This is a genomic window from Pseudomonas sp. OV226, assembly GCF_003148705.1.
Lineage (GTDB): Bacteria > Pseudomonadota > Gammaproteobacteria > Pseudomonadales > Pseudomonadaceae > Aquipseudomonas.
Map to the genome: position 1 here is coordinate 253,805 of NZ_QGGS01000003.1, position 17,042 is coordinate 270,846.

A 17,042-nucleotide genomic window follows, 5' to 3' on the forward strand; every position below is an offset into this window, starting at 1 on the left:
GTGTCAGGCCTTGACACCCTGTAGTGGCGGCAACTTCGCCAGCTTCAACGCCACCAGCAGCGCAATCACCAGCAACCCGCCGACAAACAAGCCGATCCCGTTCCATCCGCCCAAGTGCCAGAACACCCCGCCCGCCGTCCCGGCAATACTCGACCCGGCGTAGTAGCTGAACAGATAAAGCGATGACGCTTGCCCCCTGGCCTTGATCGCCCGGCGCCCGATCCAGCTGCTCGCCACCGAATGCGCGCCAAAGAAACCAAAGGTAAAGATCAGCATGCCAATGATCACCAGGGGCAATGGTGTGAACATCGTCAGGGCAAGGCCGGCGAGCATCAGCACAATCGTCGCCCAGAGCACTTTGCGCCGACCCAGCTTGTCAGCCAGCGAACCGATTTTCGCCGAGCTGTAAATCCCCGACAGGTACACCACCGAGAGCAGTCCGACGAAGGCTTGTTCCATGTGGTACGGCTCGGCCAGCAAGCGGTAACCGATGTAGTTGAACAGTGTGACGAACGCGCCCATCAACACAAAGGCTTCAAGGAACAATAACGGCAAACCAGCATCGCGAAAGTGCATGGTGAAACCGTCGAGCAAGCTGCGCGGGTGCAGCGAGCGGGCGCGGAAGTTGCGCGACTCGGGAAGGATTTTCCAGAACACCGCTGCAGCGATCAGGGCCAGGCCGCCGATCACCAGCATCGCCGTGTGCCAGCTGACGAAGTCGATCAACACGCCGGTGATCAAGCGCCCGCACATCCCGCCAATCGCATTGCCGCCGATGTACAAACCCATCGCCAGGCCTAGATGCTGCGGGTGGATCTCTTCGCTCAAGTACGTCATCGCGACTGCCGCCAGGCCACTCAACGACAACCCGATCAGCGCGCGCATCAGCAACACGCCGTGCCAGCTCGGCATCATCGAACTGGCGACGGTGCACAGCGCCGCGGCGAACAGTGCGGTGACCATCACCGACTTGCGGCCGACACGGTCGGAGATGGGCCCGGTGATCAACAGGCCAATGGCGAGCATGCCGGTGGCGACCGACAGGATCAGGCTGCTCTGCGCCGCGTTGATCGAATACTCGTGAGACAGCAGCGGCATCATCGGCTGCACGCAGTAGAGCAGGGCGAAGGTGGCGAAGCCACCGCAAAACAGCGCCAGCACCGTGCGCATGAACGCCGGCGTGCCTTTCTCGATGTAAATCTCTTTGAGCTCGGCGACGACGTCGTCCGCTGCGGCGGGCGGAACTTCATGGGCGAGTGGAGCGACAGCAGTCTTCACGTTGGACCTCGGAGGGGCGCAGTCAGGCAGGCAGTGAAAAAATCATATAGCTGGCTAATGATTCAATCCAATATATTGTTCGACCTGTTTAAGAGGTTTTACGACCTAATGGGGTTTTCATGGAATTGCGTCACTTGCGCTACTTCATTGCCGTCGCCGAAGAACTGCACTTCGGCCGCGCCGCTCAGGTGTTGGGCATCTCGCAGCCACCGCTGAGCCAGCAGATTCAGGCGCTTGAGCAAGAGGTTGGCGCACGGTTGTTCGAACGAACCAATCGTCGGGTCGAGCTCAGCGAAGCGGGGCGGTTGTTCCTGCAAGAAGCGCGGCTGGCGCTGGCGCAGGTCGACAAAGCCGCCGATGTGGCGCGGCGTGCGCAACTGGGTGAGCTCGGAGAACTGAAGATCGGCTTCACCTCATCGGCGCCGTTCAACTCGACCATTCCCCAGGCGATTTTTTCATTCCGCCAGCGCTTCCCGGCGGTGCACCTGAACCTGCGGGAGATGAGCAGCACCCAGGTCGCCGAAGCATTGGTCGACGAGTCGATCGAGGTCGGCATCATGCGGCCATTGGGGTTGCCGGATTCGCTCAGTGTGGTGGAACTGATGCGCGAGCCACTGGTGGCAGTGCTGAGTTCCAAGCATCCGCTGGTCAACGACAGCGAAGACGGACTGTTCCTGTCGGCACTCGCCTTGGAGCCGTTCGTATTTTTCCCACGCAGCTACGGCAGCGGTCTCTACGCACAATTGCTCAGCCTGGCCCGCGATGCCGGTTTCAGTCCGCACTTTGCGCAGGAGGCGGGCGAGGCGATGACGATTATTGGCTTGGTGGCGGCAGGGCTCGGGGTGTCGGTGCTGCCGGCGTCGTATCAGCGGATGCGCATCGACGGTGTGGTGTATAGACCGTTACTGGATCCGGCGGCGGTGTCGGCGGTGTGGCTGGTGCAGCGCAAGGATCAGAAGTCGCCGATGGCCAAGGCGTTTGTTGAGTTGTTGACGCGTAAGGTTGAAGGGGCTTGAGAGCAAAGACATTTCGCGTAACGGATCCGCTTTAGGGATTCACCCTGGTACAGGGCGATGACAAGCCGACCTGTTTGTGAAGGGGCGCCGAAAGGCACCCTTTGTCGTTTTAGCATGACCCTCCTCAGTCAATCTGTACCTGATCCCCACGCAACACCACCCCTGACGCTGTCGCCTTCAGCACTTCTGATAGCGCGCAAACTCGCGCCCTGGGGGCTTGCCATGTTTTTTTGGTACATCCCTTCGCCTTTTTTCTGATCAGCCGATAACAGTTTCGGACTCATCACAAACAATGGAGATACAGGATGTTCAAGCAGCTAACCCTCACCGCTTTGCTGGCCGTAGCCGCACTCACCGGTGGTTGCGCTTCGGTAAAAATGGCGGATGACACGCAGGACGCTCAGGCGAAGACCTTCCAGGTCGCCCCGGACAAAGCCAATATTTATGTTTATCGCAACGAGAGCATGGGCGCCGGGGTGAAAATGCCGGTGACGCTCAACGGTAAACCGGTCGGCCAGACCGTCGCCAAGTCGTACCTGATGTTGGCCGTTCCGGCCGGTCAGCAGACTCTGGTGTCCTCGGCGGAAAACGATTCCGAACTGAAACTCACCGCAGAAGCCGGCAAGAACTACTTTGTCTGGCAGGAAGTGAAAGTGGGCTTCATCAAGGCACGCAACAGCCTGCAAGTGGTTGATGACCACACCGGTCGTGCTGGCGTTGCTGAAAGCAAGTTGATCCAGGCTCAGTAAGTGTTGGAACGGCCTCTGCGCCAAGCGCAGGGGCCGTTTTCACACGTGTTGGAAACCCGTCCGTCCACACCGCTAACGCCGTTACGACTCGGCCGGCGCTGGTCTTGATTTGCTTTGCTGCGCCGAAACTTGCTCCTGCAATCGTCGCCCGACGACATCCAGCAAATCACAACCATCACGCAATGACGTCACCAACACCCGCGCCAGCTCACTGTAAACGCCCTCACCAAACGCAAAACTCTCAAGCAGCTGAGTCGCAGTGCGGATGCGGTAAGCCGCTGTTTCGTGCAACACGTCCAGCGGTGCTTCGGTGTCGATCACCAGCGAAGCGATGGTGCAATCGATACCTGTGATAGGCATGTATCTATCCATGACAAAAAACCTCCATTGCGTAAGAGAGCGCGATTACTTATTGGTGACTGTTGGATGACGCCATAGACAACCCGCTGGGAGGGTCAAGAATATCCAGGGCCCGGTTGACCATCAGCTCGGCCAGCACGACCAGTTGCTGAATGGCCAATGCCTCGTTGCGGAGCGAGCCTTCGAGCTCGCAGGCGAGGTCAGTGGTCATCACATTCAGCGAGGCAAGGGTTTCAGTGGCGTGACAGAGCAAGGACTCTGTATCGACGTTCGGGTTGATGCTGAACACATGGCTGACGGGGTCGGGGCGGTTTGGATTGCGCAGGCGGGCGCTGACGGTGCGCTCGGTGGTTTCGGAGAGTTTGGCTAGATCGGCGGATGAAATGTCTGCTGATTCCGGGGAGGTAGGTTTGTTTTTTTTCATGATGATGCTCCCTGCAAGATTTAAGAAAGTGCCGGCTCAATTGTTTGAAATGGAACTGGTTGGTCACTGTACTCAAGTTTACTAACTGGTAAAGCTGTTCGTTATAAATTTCAATTAGTTAACCAAACTATTAAACATTTGCTTAATTAAATGATTCTTTTAGGGGTGGCGTGACTTTTCGCAAAATACAATGTTGAAATCTTGCAATTTTGGTTGCGATGGATATACCGGCTATGCACATACTGTCTTCCTTGTTTCTGTAAGAAAATTCTTTAGCATGCCAGCAGTCCAGCTGGGTTTTTAACTGCGAAACATTATCTAACGAATGTTTGTCTTTTTTGCGGTGTTGCCATTTTTACAGCGGCTAGGATGTATAGGACTGATTTCGAGTAAGGCATGACTGCAGATACTCAGCTCTGATACGGCTCTTTGGGGTTGTAAAAAAATGGTGGCTGTTGAATGTACAAGAAAGAAAAAACAGAAAATTTGAAAAATAACATTAAGTATTTAATAAAAAGCCGAGGAGAGACGCAGCTTTCATTATGTAATTCCAGTGGGTTGACCAGGACGACGATATATAACATTTTGGAAGGGAGAGTGGTGAATGTACAGCAATCTACCATTCGAAAAATATCGGACTTTTTTGGGGTCTCTTATAAAGAAATAGAAAGTGTCGATTTCGAAGAGAGGGAACTGATAGAGAGCAGTATCTCTCTGCAAGGAAATATGAATCCAGCGGCAGTTCCGATAATTAAAGAAAGCTCATTAATTAGGAGTCTTGATAAAAGAATCGGCGAGTTGGCCACTACTCATCCTCTAACTTATTATTTTGGGGAGGCCTGTAATTTAATAGGTGTGCTTTTGGAGGTTGATATTGTTGGTTCAAATGAGGCGGGCGATTTGTTAATCGTTAAGAAAGGTCCGTCGAATAGAGGTGGAGAGATACTGGCATACGATAAGGCTACAAAAAAATTATTTATAGCTGATGCGGAGTCTTTTGATTCTGAAGGTATCTGCGTTGTCGGAAAAATAGTGGAGGAAAGATTTTGAAATCCGACAATAGTGATCTAGAAAACAGAAAATACAAACTATTAGGGTTTGAGAGAGGCAAAGATCTCGCCGTTATTATGGTCACGTCTACAGGGACGGGGAAGGTTATAAAAATTAAGGTAAGCGAATTATTGAGAAGTGAAATCATCGACGACTTAAGTAGGGATGAAATAAAAAGCATATACAAAAAGTTCTACTCGCGGGGAGCGGTGTTGACTGCATATGATATAACTGACAGGCATGAGAAATCATGGGTGATTTATGTTGCTTTGAATTTATTGCTTTTTGCGTTGTATATGTTCACAAATATTGCTGCGACCAAACTTGTATACATAGATTGGCTTGATATTGTTGTCACTCCAGGAGTTTTTCTGTATCCGCTGACATTTTTGATAGTTGATATGTTGAACGAGTTTTATGGGCTTGGCCTTGCGAGAAAAGCCATTTTATTTACTTTTGTAACTAATGTTTTTATTGTCGTTTCGCTTGGCGCTACAATCTATCTTCCCGGTTTGTCAGGTTGGGATCTTAATGTGGCATATGGAGAGGTCATGAGTCATATATTGTCCGTGCTGGTGGCATCCTCGATATCTTTTATTTTTTCAGAATACGTGAACTCTTATTTGTTGAGTGAAATAAAGCAGCTTACAAATTCCAGATTTTTATTTTTACGGGTGTTTTTTAGTACGTTTTTTGCGTCGATAATAGACAGTTTCATTTTTTGCTTTATTGCATTTTACGGTTCGATGGCTAATGCTGAAATACTTGATATTGTTTATGTCCAGATTGCCATAAAAATGTGTTTTGCTATTTTTAATATTTTGCCCGCCTATGGAGCCAGGTCTCTATTTAAAAGGTATGTGGTTAGTGTCTGAGACGTGGAAAAGGGGAAGCGGCATGGCTTCCCCTGGATTCTTGCTGTTTAATTTTTTTGTTTGCTTACCAGACTTTTCATAACCGTAGACTTGTTCTCCAGAAACTCATTCAGCCCTTTCGCGCGGAGATTGCACGCGTCGCAATTCGCGCATCCAGTTCCAATTATTCCGTTGTAGCAAGTCAGTGTCTGGTGTTGAACCAATTCAAGCTTTCCATGCTGTTCGGCAAGCGCCCATGTTTTCGCCTTGTTCAACCACATGAGCGGCGTTTCAATGCGCAGCTTGTAGTCCATGCCCAGTTCAATGGCTTTGTGCAGACTCGTGACAAATTCATCACGGCAATCCGGGTAGCCAGAGAAATCTATTTCGCCAACACCTGTGATGACTGCCTCGGCCTGTACTTGATAGGCATAAATAGCAGCTAAGGTTAAAAACAGAATATTCCGGCCAGGCACGAAGGTGCTTGGCAGACTTTCTCCTGAGCTATCCACGCCGGGTACTGGAATGTCATCGCGCGTCAAACTACTGCTTGCCAGTTCATTCAACAACGTAGTGTCCAGCACCTTGTGCACGGTCACGCCAAGCTCTTTCGACAGCTGCTGCGCGACCTCGATTTCCGCGCGGTGGCGCTGGCCATAGTCGAACGTAATGCAGTGGATTTCATCGTAGAGCGGCAACGCGTGGATCAAGCAGGTGGTGGAGTCCTGCCCACCGCTGAAAACGATAACGGCCTTTTTAGTCATGGTTCGTTCGTCCTTGTGATGCCCCGACATATCACGGGGCATTGAACCTAGCGCAAAGCCTCAATTCTGGTTGTGGGACGTTTCCGAAATGATGTATTCCAGCTTCCCTTTATTTCATTCCTATCCTCGGAATGGACGTGTGTTGAGCCCATTCTCCACCTCACTCAATCCGCACCAACTCCCCACGCAACACCACGCCAGACACTTGCACCTTCGGCAAACACTGATAGCTCCCGCTGTCGCTGCTCAAATCGCGTTTGCCAGCCCCCGCAATATTGATCACCGCATTGGCCCCGGCCTTTTTCGCCTTGCTCTGCAACGTCGCCAGCGTCGATTGCAGTGCCCAGAAGCAGGCGTCTTCATCCGACACTTCTTCGTTATGGGTGATTCGACTGCTGCTCACGGTGTTCAGCTTGCTGACGTTGGCCGGTAGCGCTTCTCCTGCCAGGTAGAACTTGACGCTGCCGTCCAGCAAGCCGATCTCGGTGGCGCGTTTCACGCCTTCACGGAAGTTCTGGAAGGTGGGTTCGTAGGCATTTTGCAGGGCGACGAGCTGGTCGCGGTCCGGGTCGGCGGCCAGTTGCTGGATCACGTCATCGCGCAGATAGGTGATCCAGCGGTTGTAGGTGCCGTGGATCCGGCCGTCCTGGTAGTCCAGGCCGCGGCTGTCGCGGTAGTCGATTTCGAACGAATTCGATGTGTAAGGGATGTCGATTTCGGCGTGGTGTTTGTCACGCACGGTGACGGCCGCTTTGATCATGCCGGGACGCGCCGACTGCACTACCCATTGGCGTTCGATCAACGCGGTGACGATGGCGCGGCTCATGCGGTCGTTGGTCAAGCCTCGGTCACTGGGGAAGTGTTCCTTGGCGGTGTACACCGGATTGCCGGTGCAACCGCCCAGCGCAACGGCCACGGCGAACAACGCGACGATGCGCTGGGACAGAGTCATTCCTTTTACTCCAAACGTGTTTCAGGTCAGTGCCAGCGACGGAAGATCAACGAGGTGTTGACGCCACCAAAAGCGAAATTGTTGTTCATCACGTATTCGTTGCTCATCTGCCGGAACTCGCCTCGCAGGTAATCCAGTTTGCCGCAGTGCGGGTCGACCTCGTCGAGGTTGAAAGTGTGTGCGTACAGGTCGCTGTTCATCATTTCAATGCTGAACCAGGACTCCAGCGCACCGCAGGCGCCCAGGGTGTGGCCGAGGAAGCTTTTTTGCGAACTGATCGGCATGTGCTCGCCGAACAATGCGCTGGTAGCCAGTGTTTCGGCGATGTCGCCCTGTTCTGTCGCGGTGCCGTGACCGTTCACGTAGCCGATGTCCGAAGGCTGAAGCCCGGCGTCTTCGAGGGCGAGTTCCATGGCCCGGCGCATGGTGAGTTGCTCCGGACGTGTGGTGTGTTGGCCATCGGCGTTGCTGCCGAAACCGACGAGTTCAGCATGAATGCGTGCACCGCGTGCCAAGGCATGTTCCAGCTCTTCCAGCACCAGCATGCCGCCGCCTTCACCGATCACCAGGCCGTCGCGACCCTTGTCATAAGGACGCGGGGTGGTTTGCGGGGCGTCGTTTTTCAGGCTGGTGGCGTAGAGCGCGTCGAAGACCATCGCTTCGGTCGGGCACAGCTCTTCGGCGCCGCCGGCGAGCATCAGTGGCAATCGGCCGAACTTGATCGCCTCGTAGGCATAACCAATGCCCTGGCTGCCGCTGGTGCAGGCGCTCGACGTCGGGATCAACCGACCGGTGAGGCCGAAGAAGATGCTGATGTTGGCAGCCGTGGTGTGCGGCATCATCCGCACATAGGAGTTGGCGTTCAGGCCTTCGGCCACCGAGTTGAGCAGCATGTTGCCGAACGCCTTGATCTCGTCGGTGCTGCCGGTAGATGAGCCGCAAGCGACGCCCATGCGCCCGTCCTTGATCGACTCGTCGCCCAGTAATCCGGCGTCGGCCAGTGCTTGCTCGGCAGCGCCCACAGCAAGCCGCGACACACGGCCCATGCTGCGCAGTTGCTTGCGGGTCCAGTGGCTCGGGACTTTGAAGTCATCGATGGGGCCGGCCAGGCGTGTATTGAGTTCGGTAAAGCGATCCCATTCGTCCATGCGCCGGATGCCGCTGCGGTTGGCCGCGAAGTTGCCGGCGATGGTTGCCCAGTCGCTGCCCAGTGAGGTGATGCCGGCCATGCCGGTGACGACAACGCGCTTCATCAGCACAGGCCTCCATTGACGGCCAGAACCTGCCGGGTGATGTACGACGCTTCCGCCGACATCAGGAAATTCACCGCGCCGGCCACCTCTTCAGGGGTGCCCATGCGCTGTGCGGGGATCATTTTCATCAGTTCTTCCACGGGCACGTTTTCATCGAGCATGGCGGTGTCGATCAGGCCGGGTGCGACGCAATTGACGGTGATTTTGCGTTTGCCCAATTCAATCGCCAGCGCCTTGGCCGCACCGATCAGACCGGCCTTGGAGGCACTGTAGTTGACCTGGCCACGATTGCCGATCAACCCCGACACCGAAGTGATGCAGACAATCCGCCCGGCAGCGCGACGACGAATCATCGGCATCATTACCGGGTGCAGCACGTTGTAGAAACCATCGAGGTTGGTGCGCATCACCACGTCCCAATCATCCTCGCTCAGCGCCGGAAAAGCACCGTCACGGGTCAGGCCGGCATTGAGCACCACGCCGTAATAGGCGCCGTGGGTGTCTACGTCGGCTTCGAGAATGGCTTTGCAGCTGGCGCGGTCGGAGACGTCAAATTGCAGGACACGCGCGTTGCGGCCCAAGGCTTCGATTTCGGCTTTGACGGCAATAGCGTCCGTCAGACCGCTTCGGCAATGCAGCACGATGTCATGCCCGGCCTGGGCCAGACGCAAAGCGATGGCGCGGCCGATGCCGCGGCTGGAACCGGTGACCAGTACGGATTCAGTCATGACTGGACTCCTTGGGATTCATGAAGATATTGAGCGGCCTGAGGCGGACGAAACACGTTCAGGCGTGCGGTGGCGTGGATGCCGGGGGCGTTGATATGGCATTCGAACACGCCCATGCCGTTGTCGTCTTCCAGTGACCGAATGCCATGGATGGTCAGTTCGGTGCCGACCGGGAAGTGCTCGACGTTGCATTCGAATTTGCGGCTGCCGAGCAGAAAACCCAGCTCCACCTCATCGCCGCGCTGGCGCGCATGGCAACCGGCATAGGCGGCGACACTCTGGGCCATTATTTCAATGCCGACCCAGGCCGGCAGGCTGCCGTCGGGACGGTTGAACAGACCGCCGGGCCTGACGGTCATGCGGGTGTGAATCTGCTCCTCGTCGAATGCAAGGATCTGCTCGATGAGGATCATGTCGCCAGCGTGTGGCAGCAACTCGGCGAGCGGCCAGTCAATCATGGTGCGTCTCCGATAATCAGGCTGACGTTGTTGCCACCGAAGGCAAAGGAATTGCTCATCAAATAGCGAGGTGCAATGGACGTCAGGCGATCCACCGGGGTCACCCAATGCAAGGCGGGCAACAGCGGGTCGGGCTGGCCGTCCCAGACGTGGGGCGCCAGGCTGTGGTCGAGGTTGTCCGGGCCCAGGCTCAGCCAGCAGAACGCGGCTTCCAGGGCACCGGCGGCGCCGAGGGTGTGACCGGTCATCGGCTTGGTCGACGAGCAGGGCACGCCTTGCGGGAACAGCGCGGCCACGGCAAGGCTTTCCATGGCGTCGTTGTGCTGGGTCGCGGTGCCGTGCAAGTTCAGGTAATGGATTTGCTGCGGTTGCAGGTTTGCGCGGTTCAGGGCTTTGCTCATGGCTTGCAGCGCACCACGGCCGCTCGGCTCTGGCGCCGAGATGTGGTGGGCATCGGAACTGGCGCCGCTGCCGAGCAGGGCGATGGCGTGGTCATCGCCAGCGGTTTTGCTCATCAAAAACAACGCGGCCGCCTCGCCAATGTTGATGCCGTTGCGGTTGACCGAAAACGGATTGCAGCGCTGCGCGGACACCGCTTCCAGGGCCGAAAAGCCGTTAAGGGTCAGTTTGCACAAGCTGTCGACGCCGCCGCATAACACCGCGTCGCACAGGCCCAGATCCAATAGACGCTGGGCACTCATCAGCGCCCGTGCGCTGGAGGTACAGGCGGTGGAAATCACATAGGCCGGGCCACTCAATTGCAGCCAGTCGGCGAGAAAACTGGCCGGTGCGCCGAGTTCTTGCTGCTGATAGTCGTATTCAGCGGGAAATTCGTCTTCGCGGATGTAATGGGCCAACCCACGGCTGGCCTCATCGATACCCGAGGTGCTGGTGCCCAGGATCACGCCGATACGATCGCGGCCGTAGGTCTGGATCGCCTGATCGATCTCTTCGCGAATTTGCAGGGCGGCTTCCAGCAACAATTGGTTGTTGCGGGTGTTTTGCTTTTTCAGCTCAACGGGGATCGGTGCCAAGTCGCCGCTGACCGCCGCCACCGGCAACGAGCGCTCTGGCACCCAGCCGGTTTCGACGCGCAGGCCTGAGCAATCGCCGGCAAACAGATTGGCGGCGACTTCGCGTTTGCCACGACCCAATGCGCAGATCACCCCGAGGGCATTCAAATAGGCGGTCATGGTGCCTCCCCGCTCAGCGGCGTGACTTCATACCGGGGCCCCTTGGGCAGGTTCAACTCAAAGGTCATGGGTTGTGAATAAAGGACATCCCAGTGTGTTGGCAGGGACCGTTGCCTGCCGTGTTGCCAAGCGGTGGGGTAGTTGCCCGACAGCTCATCTTTGGGGGTCAGGGCAAACAGTAACGCGGCGAACAACTCCCGGGCTTCCGGGTTGGGCGGCAACAGACCGTCGGCCTGCCACTTTCCATCGGTCAATATCTGCCGCGCCTGCGGAATGCCCAGCAAATCCATCATCGACCAGCGAAGCCCCGCTTCTTCATGCTGGATCACCAAAACCCAGTCCTGACGTTGCGCGGCTTCCAGGCGCTGGATGTGCAATTGCAGCGGCAACGACAGCTTCGGGATGTGCTCGGGCAGCGGTGCCTGGCTGGCGCAAGCACTCAGCAACAGCAGGCAGCCCAGGAGCAGAAAACGGATCATCAGGCATTACCTTCAAAGGATGTGCGCCGCACACTAGCGGTCCTGTCATTCATGTGACATCTCTTGCGCAGAGTTCTGACAACACCCGCAGCCGGCGCTTGGGTTCACTGACGAACGGGTTGCGTTCGTCCCAGGCATAACCGGCGAGAATCGCGCTGATCATGCGGCGGATGTCCGGTGAGCTGCCTGGATGGTAGATCACATCCTGGAACGTCCCGGCGTACCAGCCTTCGACGTAGCAGCGGAAAGTGTCGACGCCGCGCTTGAGTGGTTCGGCGAACTCGGTTTGCCAGTCGACGCGTTCACCTTGCAGTTGGCGATGCAGAACCCCGGCGGCCATGCTCGCCGAGCGCATGGCGATGGTTACCCCGGAAGAGAACACCGGGTCGAGGAACTCCGCTGCGTTGCCGAGCAGCGCAAAGCCGGGGCCGTGCAGGGTTTTGACGTTGGCCGAGTAACCGCCGATGGTGCGCGCAGGCGTATCCCATCGCGCATGTTCAAGCACGCCGGCCAGGCTCGGCGTTTCAGCGATGAACCCGCGCAGGCATTCATCCAGATCCTCCATGCGCCCTTCGAAATGTTCGGCGGCGGCCACTACCCCCACCGAGCAACGACCATTGCTGAACGGGATGGTCCAGAACCAGATGTCGCGATGGATCGGGTGGGTGGTAATGAGGATTTTTTCCCGCTCGAAGGCCGGGCTGTCGATGTTGTCTTCGATGTGGGTAAACACGGCCTGGCGCACCGGGAAGTTCGACGGCGCTTCAAGGTCCAGCAGGCGTGGAAGCACACGGCCGTAACCGCTGGCATCGAGCACGAAATCGGCTTCGATGCGGTACTCGCTGCCGTCCTCGCGGCGCACGTCGAGCTGCGGTTTTGGCAAACTGAAATCCACGCTGACGATGGCTTCGCCGTAACGAACGTCCACGCCTTGCAGTGCGGCCTGGTCGGCCAGCAGCTTGTCGAAATCGGCGCGCTGGACCTGGAACGTGGTCGGTTTGCCGTGGCTGAACGTATCGCCGAAATCAAAGGCGCTGTACTGCTCGCCCCAGGCGAACGCGGCTCCGTTCTTGAGCTGGAATCCCGCAGCGTTCACGGCATCGAGCATGCCGGCTTCTTCAACGAAATCCAGGCAATGCGACAACAGACTTTCGCCGATGGAAAACCGGGGAAAGTGTTGGCGCTCGATCATCAGCACATCGTGACCGTTGCGCTTGAGCAGCGCGGCCGCGATCGCCCCTGAGGGCCCCGCGCCGATGACGACGACTTGTCGACGTTCCATTTCAACTGTTGGCACGGGGGCTCCTTGCCGGGGCGGCGATATTCAAAGGGGGGCTATGCAGGCCGGCGAGTGCCGGCAGCAGGGTCGCGATCAGACCCATCACCATCAACGCAAAGTACAGCGCCGGGCTGATGAGCTGTTGTTGCAGCAGCAGATTGAGAAAGACGATCTCGCTCAAACCGCGAATATTCAGCAGCAGGCTTTCCCGCCAGCGGCTGGCACCCTCAAAGGAGGCGCCGGCCCAACGGAGTCCCAGCCAGTTGCCCAGCAGCTTGCTGCCAATCGGCAACAGCAACAGTGCCGCCAATTGGACCCAGCCGAGGCTGGCCATGGCCGCGTGAACGTTAATCTGCACGATGCCGAACGTCAGGATCAGCGGAATAGCGATCCATGTTTGCAGGCGGCTCATCCAGATCGCGGGGACGGGCAACACCAACGGTACTTTCAGCATGGCCATGCACAGCAGATAGCCAATGCCGAAAATCAGCGCATTGAGTTTGAAGTGCTCGGCGACCACCAGCAGCGCAAAGAAGCCGCCGCTGTGCAGCAATGGCTGGCGCAAACCAATCAGACGCAGCAGCAACGGCAGGCAAGCGCCGGCCAGCGGCAGCAGCAGGCTGCTGACGTGCAGACTGCCTTGGGCAAAACCGAACAACGTCCAGCAGGTCAGGTCGATGAGGATCGCGGTCTGCACCAGACGCCGGGTGGCCGTGGGCGGGTAGTTGATGTGCCGCAGGTAAAGGTACAACACCGGGATCGCGGTGATGGCGAACACCAGCCCCACTGCCAATGAACTGATCCACGGTTGCGCCGGCAGCAGCCATGCCGCCGTCGCCAGCCCGCCAGCGAACGGAATGGCAAAACTCGGCAGGGCAATTTTCAGGCTCTGGCGGTCCAGCCGCAGATCGATCACGTCGCTGAGAATGTTCCCCAGCAGCAAGGCAAAGCTCAGGCTGTAGAGATTCTTCAGCCATGCCGGCGAGATCAGTTCGGCGCCGCTGAGCTGCCAACCGGGTTCGATCCACAAATACATCAGCAATGGCAGGCCGAAGGTGGCCAGCAGCAACTGGCTGACGATTGGAATCAGCCCGAAACGGCGACCCACACGCGTCGCCACCGCAAACATCACGAGGGCCATCAGCCAAAACAGGACGATCATCATGCTGCCGGCTCCGCAACCGCAACGTCGTGGGCCTGGCGACCGGCCCACGGCGCCAGGATGAAGCTGAACGCCAGGCCAAGGCTCACCGCCAGCCCGAAGTTGCTCACCGCCGGTGTGCTGGACACCGCGAGCAGACCGAACGACAGCCATGTGGTCAGCGCCGCCAGCAAGGTGCCCAGCAGGCTCACCGCTGCGCCACCGACCTGTTCACGCATGAGGATTGCGTAATCGACGCTGATCGCCGTCACCAGCAACAGGCCGAACAGGCTGAACAGCGTCAACGGTTGCCCCAACCAGCCGAGGCTGGCCAGGCTGCACAGCGCGGCCAGCAACGGCAGCGCGACGATTCGCAGGGCGCCGCCGAGACCAAAGGGCAGGATCAATACCAGCACGATCAACACGCAGGAAGCGAGCTTGAGTTCCGCGGCGCTGATCTGGGTCGCCGCAAACACGTCGTTCAATTCACCGAGACGATCGACCAGTTCGACCCCCGGCAAGTCCAGCGCCTGCACGCGCAGCAGCGCCGGGTTGTTCAGGCCTTGCAAGCTGACCATCGCCGCCACATCACCGTCATCGGTCACGCCCAGCCACAGTGGGCGGTAGGGCTCGGCCAGCGGCCCGGTCAGCGCAGCGTCGATGTCTTCGGTGGGCAATGCCTGCAGTGTTGTCAGCTCTTCTTGCAGTGCTTGCACCGGTACGCCGATGTCGAGCAGTGGTTGCCAGTATTGCGGCAACCGGGTCAACGCCTCACGCACTTGCAGCTGGTCACTTGGCTGGCTGACCAGTTGATTCAGTGACAGGTAGCCCTTGAGTTTTTCCAGGCTGACCAACTGATCCAGGCGCTCGCTCAACGCCGTTTGGCGTTCCAGCAGCTCCTGCTGATTGGCACCGCGCACCAGGAAAAACTGGCTGGTCGGTTGAAAACCGGTGATCCGCGCAATGGTCCGGGCTTCGTCAGTCAGTTGCTGCGGTGCACCGATCCACTGGCGGATGTCATTGCGGCTTTCGAGTTGCACCAGGCCACCCACGCAGAAGGCAATCAGCAGGGCCAGCAACACGGGTGTGCTGGCATGTTTGAGTAGCGCTTCACGCAGGTTCAGCAAAAATTCACAGACCCGTAGCGGCCATTGCGCCGGACGGATATCCGCGCCCTTGAGCAGCGCCGGAAGCAGGCAGACGGCGGACAGATAAGCACCGAGCAGGCCGGCGGCGGAAAACACGGCGATCTGGGTCAGGGCCGGAAATGGCGTCCAGGCCAACGCGAGGTAGCCGATGCAACTGGTGATCAGGCTCAATGTCAGGCCCGGCAGCGTCAGGCGCAATGCAGGCCAACTGTGCCAGGGTTTCAGGCTCCAGCTTTTCGACAGGTAATGCAGCGGGTAGTCGACGGCTACGCCGATCAGGCTGGAGCCGAGTACCAACGTCATCACATGCATATGGCCAAACAGCGCCACGCAAGCCACCGCGCCAAACAGCATGCCCACCACGACCGGCACGAACGCCAGCAACACCCGCCAACGCCGGAAGGCCAGTAACAGCAGCAACAGAATGCCGAGGGTGGCGCCGCCACCGACCCAGGTCATCTCGCGGGAGGCTTGTTGCTGACCGTTGGCGGCGTAGAGCAATCCGCTGGCGGCCAGCAATTGCACGTCAGACTGAGCCGCTTGTTCGCGGCTGTGTTTGAGAAGGTCTGCCACTTGCAACGGCAGGTTCATGTCAAACGCATTGCCTGTGGCTTTTGCCCGCAGCAACACCCAGCTCATGCCGTCGGCATCGGCGATCAAGGCGCCACTGCCGATGTCCAGTTGCACGGTGCCGCGTTGCGGCTGGCTGTTCTGGATGCGCCCGGTCAGGCCCAGCCAGTCATCCTGGCTCGGCACCAGGCTGAAACTGGTGAACGGGTCGAACAATGCTTGTACCCGCTGCTGGATGAAGGTGTCGGGGTGCTCAACCAGTTGCTTGCGATCCGCCTCGGACAGCATCGCCAATCGGCCTTTGAGCAGTTGTGTACGCAGGGCGGGCAAGTCGGCCTGCAACGTCCACTGGACCTTCTCGAACAATCCGCTGGCCTGCCATTGCTCACCCAGTTTCTGCGCCATGGCGATAGCGTGTCCGCGATCCTTGTGGCCGACCAGCATCAGCATTTCGCGGTTCAGCGGTTCTTGCATGCGTTGTTCGGCGCGCAGTTCCAGTGCGTCCGGCGCCGTGCCCGGCACCAGGTCCATCAGGTTGGCCGACAGGGGCGCGCCGCCACGCCATTGCCAGCCGGCGAGCGCGAGCACTGCCAGCAGCAGGATCAGGAACAGCCATGGCAGTCTGCGTTCACTCGGCAAAGTCATGTTGCTCCGCGGTACTCAACGGTTCGGCGCTGGTGGTGTCCTGCATGCGCAATAGCGTGCTGTCGCCCTGGGTTTCCAGCAGTTCGATGCTGTGCACCAATTCTCCGCCAGTGATGTTGATCTGGTTGAACACCTGCTTGAGCAGCAATGAGCGCGGGGTCAATGTCAGTGTCCAGTTCTGTGCCTCGCCAGTCAGGGACAGCTCGAAATCCCGTTGCAGACCGCTGCTGTCGCCTTGCAGGACGGCGAGGAACAAGCGGTTTTGCTCGGCACCGGCGCTTTTGCCCGGCAGCATTTGCCAACCGTTGGCGTCTCGCCGGGCTATGCCCTTGGTGGTGATGCGGTAATCCTGCTGCAACGGCGTTTTCAACAACCACAACAGGCCATTGTTTTTCGCGAGTACGAAGGTGCCCTTGCTGGTCAGCGGCTGGGGCAGGGCGCGCAGGTGTTTTTCCTGGATGAAATGGCCGTGGATCACATCGGGCCTGGCCAGTTGATCGCTGAGCTGTTGCAGGTCGAAAGCCTGCGCCCACGAAGAAAAGCCAAGCACCACCACAAACATGTAGCAGCTGCCGAGCCCGCGAGGCTGCGTCCGGCGGCGAAGCCGTCGCAAAACCTGAGCATTCGGTGCATCAAGCGAAACGCCAGGCGTCTGCTGCGCAGCCGGACGCAGGCTTCGCCAGCTGCTACAGGTCGAACGC

General features: G+C 57.9%; 18 protein-coding genes. 4 read left to right on the forward strand and 14 right to left on the reverse strand.

Translation table 11 applies throughout. The features are described from left to right. Positions 1-3: 3 nt before the first annotated feature. Positions 4-1,278, reverse strand: coding sequence for an MFS transporter (locus tag C7534_RS07210; RefSeq protein ID WP_109785377.1), 1,275 nt, complete (start codon positions 1,276-1,278; stop codon positions 4-6). 119 nt (positions 1,279-1,397) lie between these two features. Between C7534_RS07210 and C7534_RS07215 the strand changes: the two genes are divergently transcribed. Both C7534_RS07215 and C7534_RS07220 read left to right on the forward strand, forming a co-directional pair. Next, entirely contained in the window at positions 1,398-2,294 is an 897-nt protein-coding gene (locus tag C7534_RS07215; RefSeq protein ID WP_109785378.1) for a LysR family transcriptional regulator, read from the forward strand. A gap of 305 nt (positions 2,295-2,599) precedes the next feature. Continuing rightward, on the forward strand, positions 2,600-3,043 hold the full coding sequence (locus C7534_RS07220) for a DUF2846 domain-containing protein (RefSeq protein WP_046031158.1): 444 nt from the start codon (positions 2,600-2,602) through the stop codon (positions 3,041-3,043). An 81-nt stretch (positions 3,044-3,124) separates the two neighbouring features. On the opposite strand, the gene C7534_RS07225 is transcribed toward C7534_RS07220, so the two are convergent. Together C7534_RS07225 and C7534_RS07230 are read right to left on the reverse strand one after the other, a co-directional pair. Next, a complete protein-coding gene (locus tag C7534_RS07225) occupies positions 3,125-3,415 on the reverse strand; it encodes a hypothetical protein (RefSeq protein WP_046031157.1) in 291 nt (96 codons plus the stop codon). A gap of 37 nt (positions 3,416-3,452) precedes the next feature. Continuing rightward, positions 3,453-3,827, reverse strand: a complete 375-nt coding sequence (locus C7534_RS07230) for a DUF6124 family protein (RefSeq protein ID WP_109785379.1) — start codon at positions 3,825-3,827, stop codon at positions 3,453-3,455. 459 nt (positions 3,828-4,286) lie between these two features. On the opposite strand from C7534_RS07230, the gene C7534_RS07235 reads away from it, so the two are divergent. Both C7534_RS07235 and C7534_RS07240 read left to right on the forward strand, forming a co-directional pair. Further along, on the forward strand, positions 4,287-4,877 hold the full coding sequence (locus tag C7534_RS07235; RefSeq protein ID WP_109785380.1) for a helix-turn-helix transcriptional regulator: 591 nt from the start codon (positions 4,287-4,289) through the stop codon (positions 4,875-4,877). Beyond that, complete coding sequence (locus tag C7534_RS07240; RefSeq protein ID WP_256594754.1) at positions 4,874-5,752, forward strand: queuosine precursor transporter; 879 nt, start codon at positions 4,874-4,876, stop codon at positions 5,750-5,752. The genes C7534_RS07235 and C7534_RS07240 overlap by 4 nt, the downstream gene beginning before the upstream one ends. A 47-nt stretch (positions 5,753-5,799) precedes the next feature. Here C7534_RS07240 and queC read toward each other — a convergent pair whose 3' ends face one another. The 11 genes from queC to C7534_RS07295 form a co-directional block, all read right to left on the reverse strand. After that, positions 5,800-6,495: a 7-cyano-7-deazaguanine synthase QueC gene (queC, locus tag C7534_RS07245; protein WP_109785381.1), complete on the reverse strand. Its 696-nt coding sequence runs from the start codon at positions 6,493-6,495 to the stop codon at positions 5,800-5,802. A gap of 160 nt (positions 6,496-6,655) precedes the next feature. Beyond that, positions 6,656-7,447 (reverse strand): hypothetical protein, encoded by a 792-nt coding sequence (locus C7534_RS07250; RefSeq protein WP_109785382.1) that lies wholly within the window; start codon positions 7,445-7,447, stop codon positions 6,656-6,658. A 26-nt stretch (positions 7,448-7,473) separates the two neighbouring features. After that, positions 7,474-8,700 (reverse strand): beta-ketoacyl-ACP synthase, encoded by a 1,227-nt coding sequence (locus tag C7534_RS07255; RefSeq protein ID WP_046031151.1) that lies wholly within the window; start codon positions 8,698-8,700, stop codon positions 7,474-7,476. Next, positions 8,700-9,428, reverse strand: a complete 729-nt coding sequence (fabG, locus tag C7534_RS07260) for a 3-oxoacyl-ACP reductase FabG (protein ID WP_046031150.1) — start codon at positions 9,426-9,428, stop codon at positions 8,700-8,702. The genes C7534_RS07255 and fabG overlap by 1 nt, the downstream gene beginning before the upstream one ends. Next, positions 9,425-9,886 carry an ApeP family dehydratase gene (locus C7534_RS07265; RefSeq protein ID WP_109785383.1) on the reverse strand — a complete coding sequence of 154 codons (462 nt, stop codon included), beginning with the start codon at positions 9,884-9,886 and terminating at the stop codon, positions 9,425-9,427. Before C7534_RS07265 ends, fabG begins: the two co-directional genes overlap by 4 nt. Continuing rightward, entirely contained in the window at positions 9,883-11,079 is a 1,197-nt protein-coding gene (locus C7534_RS07270) for a beta-ketoacyl-[acyl-carrier-protein] synthase family protein (RefSeq protein WP_109785384.1), read from the reverse strand. Before C7534_RS07270 ends, C7534_RS07265 begins: the two co-directional genes overlap by 4 nt. Further along, positions 11,076-11,558, reverse strand: coding sequence for a hypothetical protein (locus C7534_RS07275; RefSeq protein WP_046031147.1), 483 nt, complete (start codon positions 11,556-11,558; stop codon positions 11,076-11,078). The genes C7534_RS07270 and C7534_RS07275 overlap by 4 nt, the downstream gene beginning before the upstream one ends. A 49-nt stretch (positions 11,559-11,607) precedes the next feature. Next, the gene (locus C7534_RS07280) at positions 11,608-12,855 is read right to left on the reverse strand and encodes an NAD(P)/FAD-dependent oxidoreductase (protein ID WP_109785385.1); all 1,248 of its coding nucleotides are present in this window, start codon (positions 12,853-12,855) and stop codon (positions 11,608-11,610) included. After that, the gene (locus tag C7534_RS07285; protein ID WP_109785386.1) at positions 12,842-14,002 is read right to left on the reverse strand and encodes a sodium:proton antiporter; all 1,161 of its coding nucleotides are present in this window, start codon (positions 14,000-14,002) and stop codon (positions 12,842-12,844) included. Before C7534_RS07285 ends, C7534_RS07280 begins: the two co-directional genes overlap by 14 nt. Then, positions 13,999-16,341, reverse strand: coding sequence for an MMPL family transporter (locus C7534_RS07290; RefSeq protein WP_109785387.1), 2,343 nt, complete (start codon positions 16,339-16,341; stop codon positions 13,999-14,001). The genes C7534_RS07285 and C7534_RS07290 overlap by 4 nt, the downstream gene beginning before the upstream one ends. Next, positions 16,325-16,903 carry an outer membrane lipoprotein carrier protein LolA gene (locus tag C7534_RS07295; RefSeq protein ID WP_109785530.1) on the reverse strand — a complete coding sequence of 193 codons (579 nt, stop codon included), beginning with the start codon at positions 16,901-16,903 and terminating at the stop codon, positions 16,325-16,327. The genes C7534_RS07290 and C7534_RS07295 overlap by 17 nt, the downstream gene beginning before the upstream one ends. Positions 16,904-17,042: the final 139 nt, after the last annotated feature.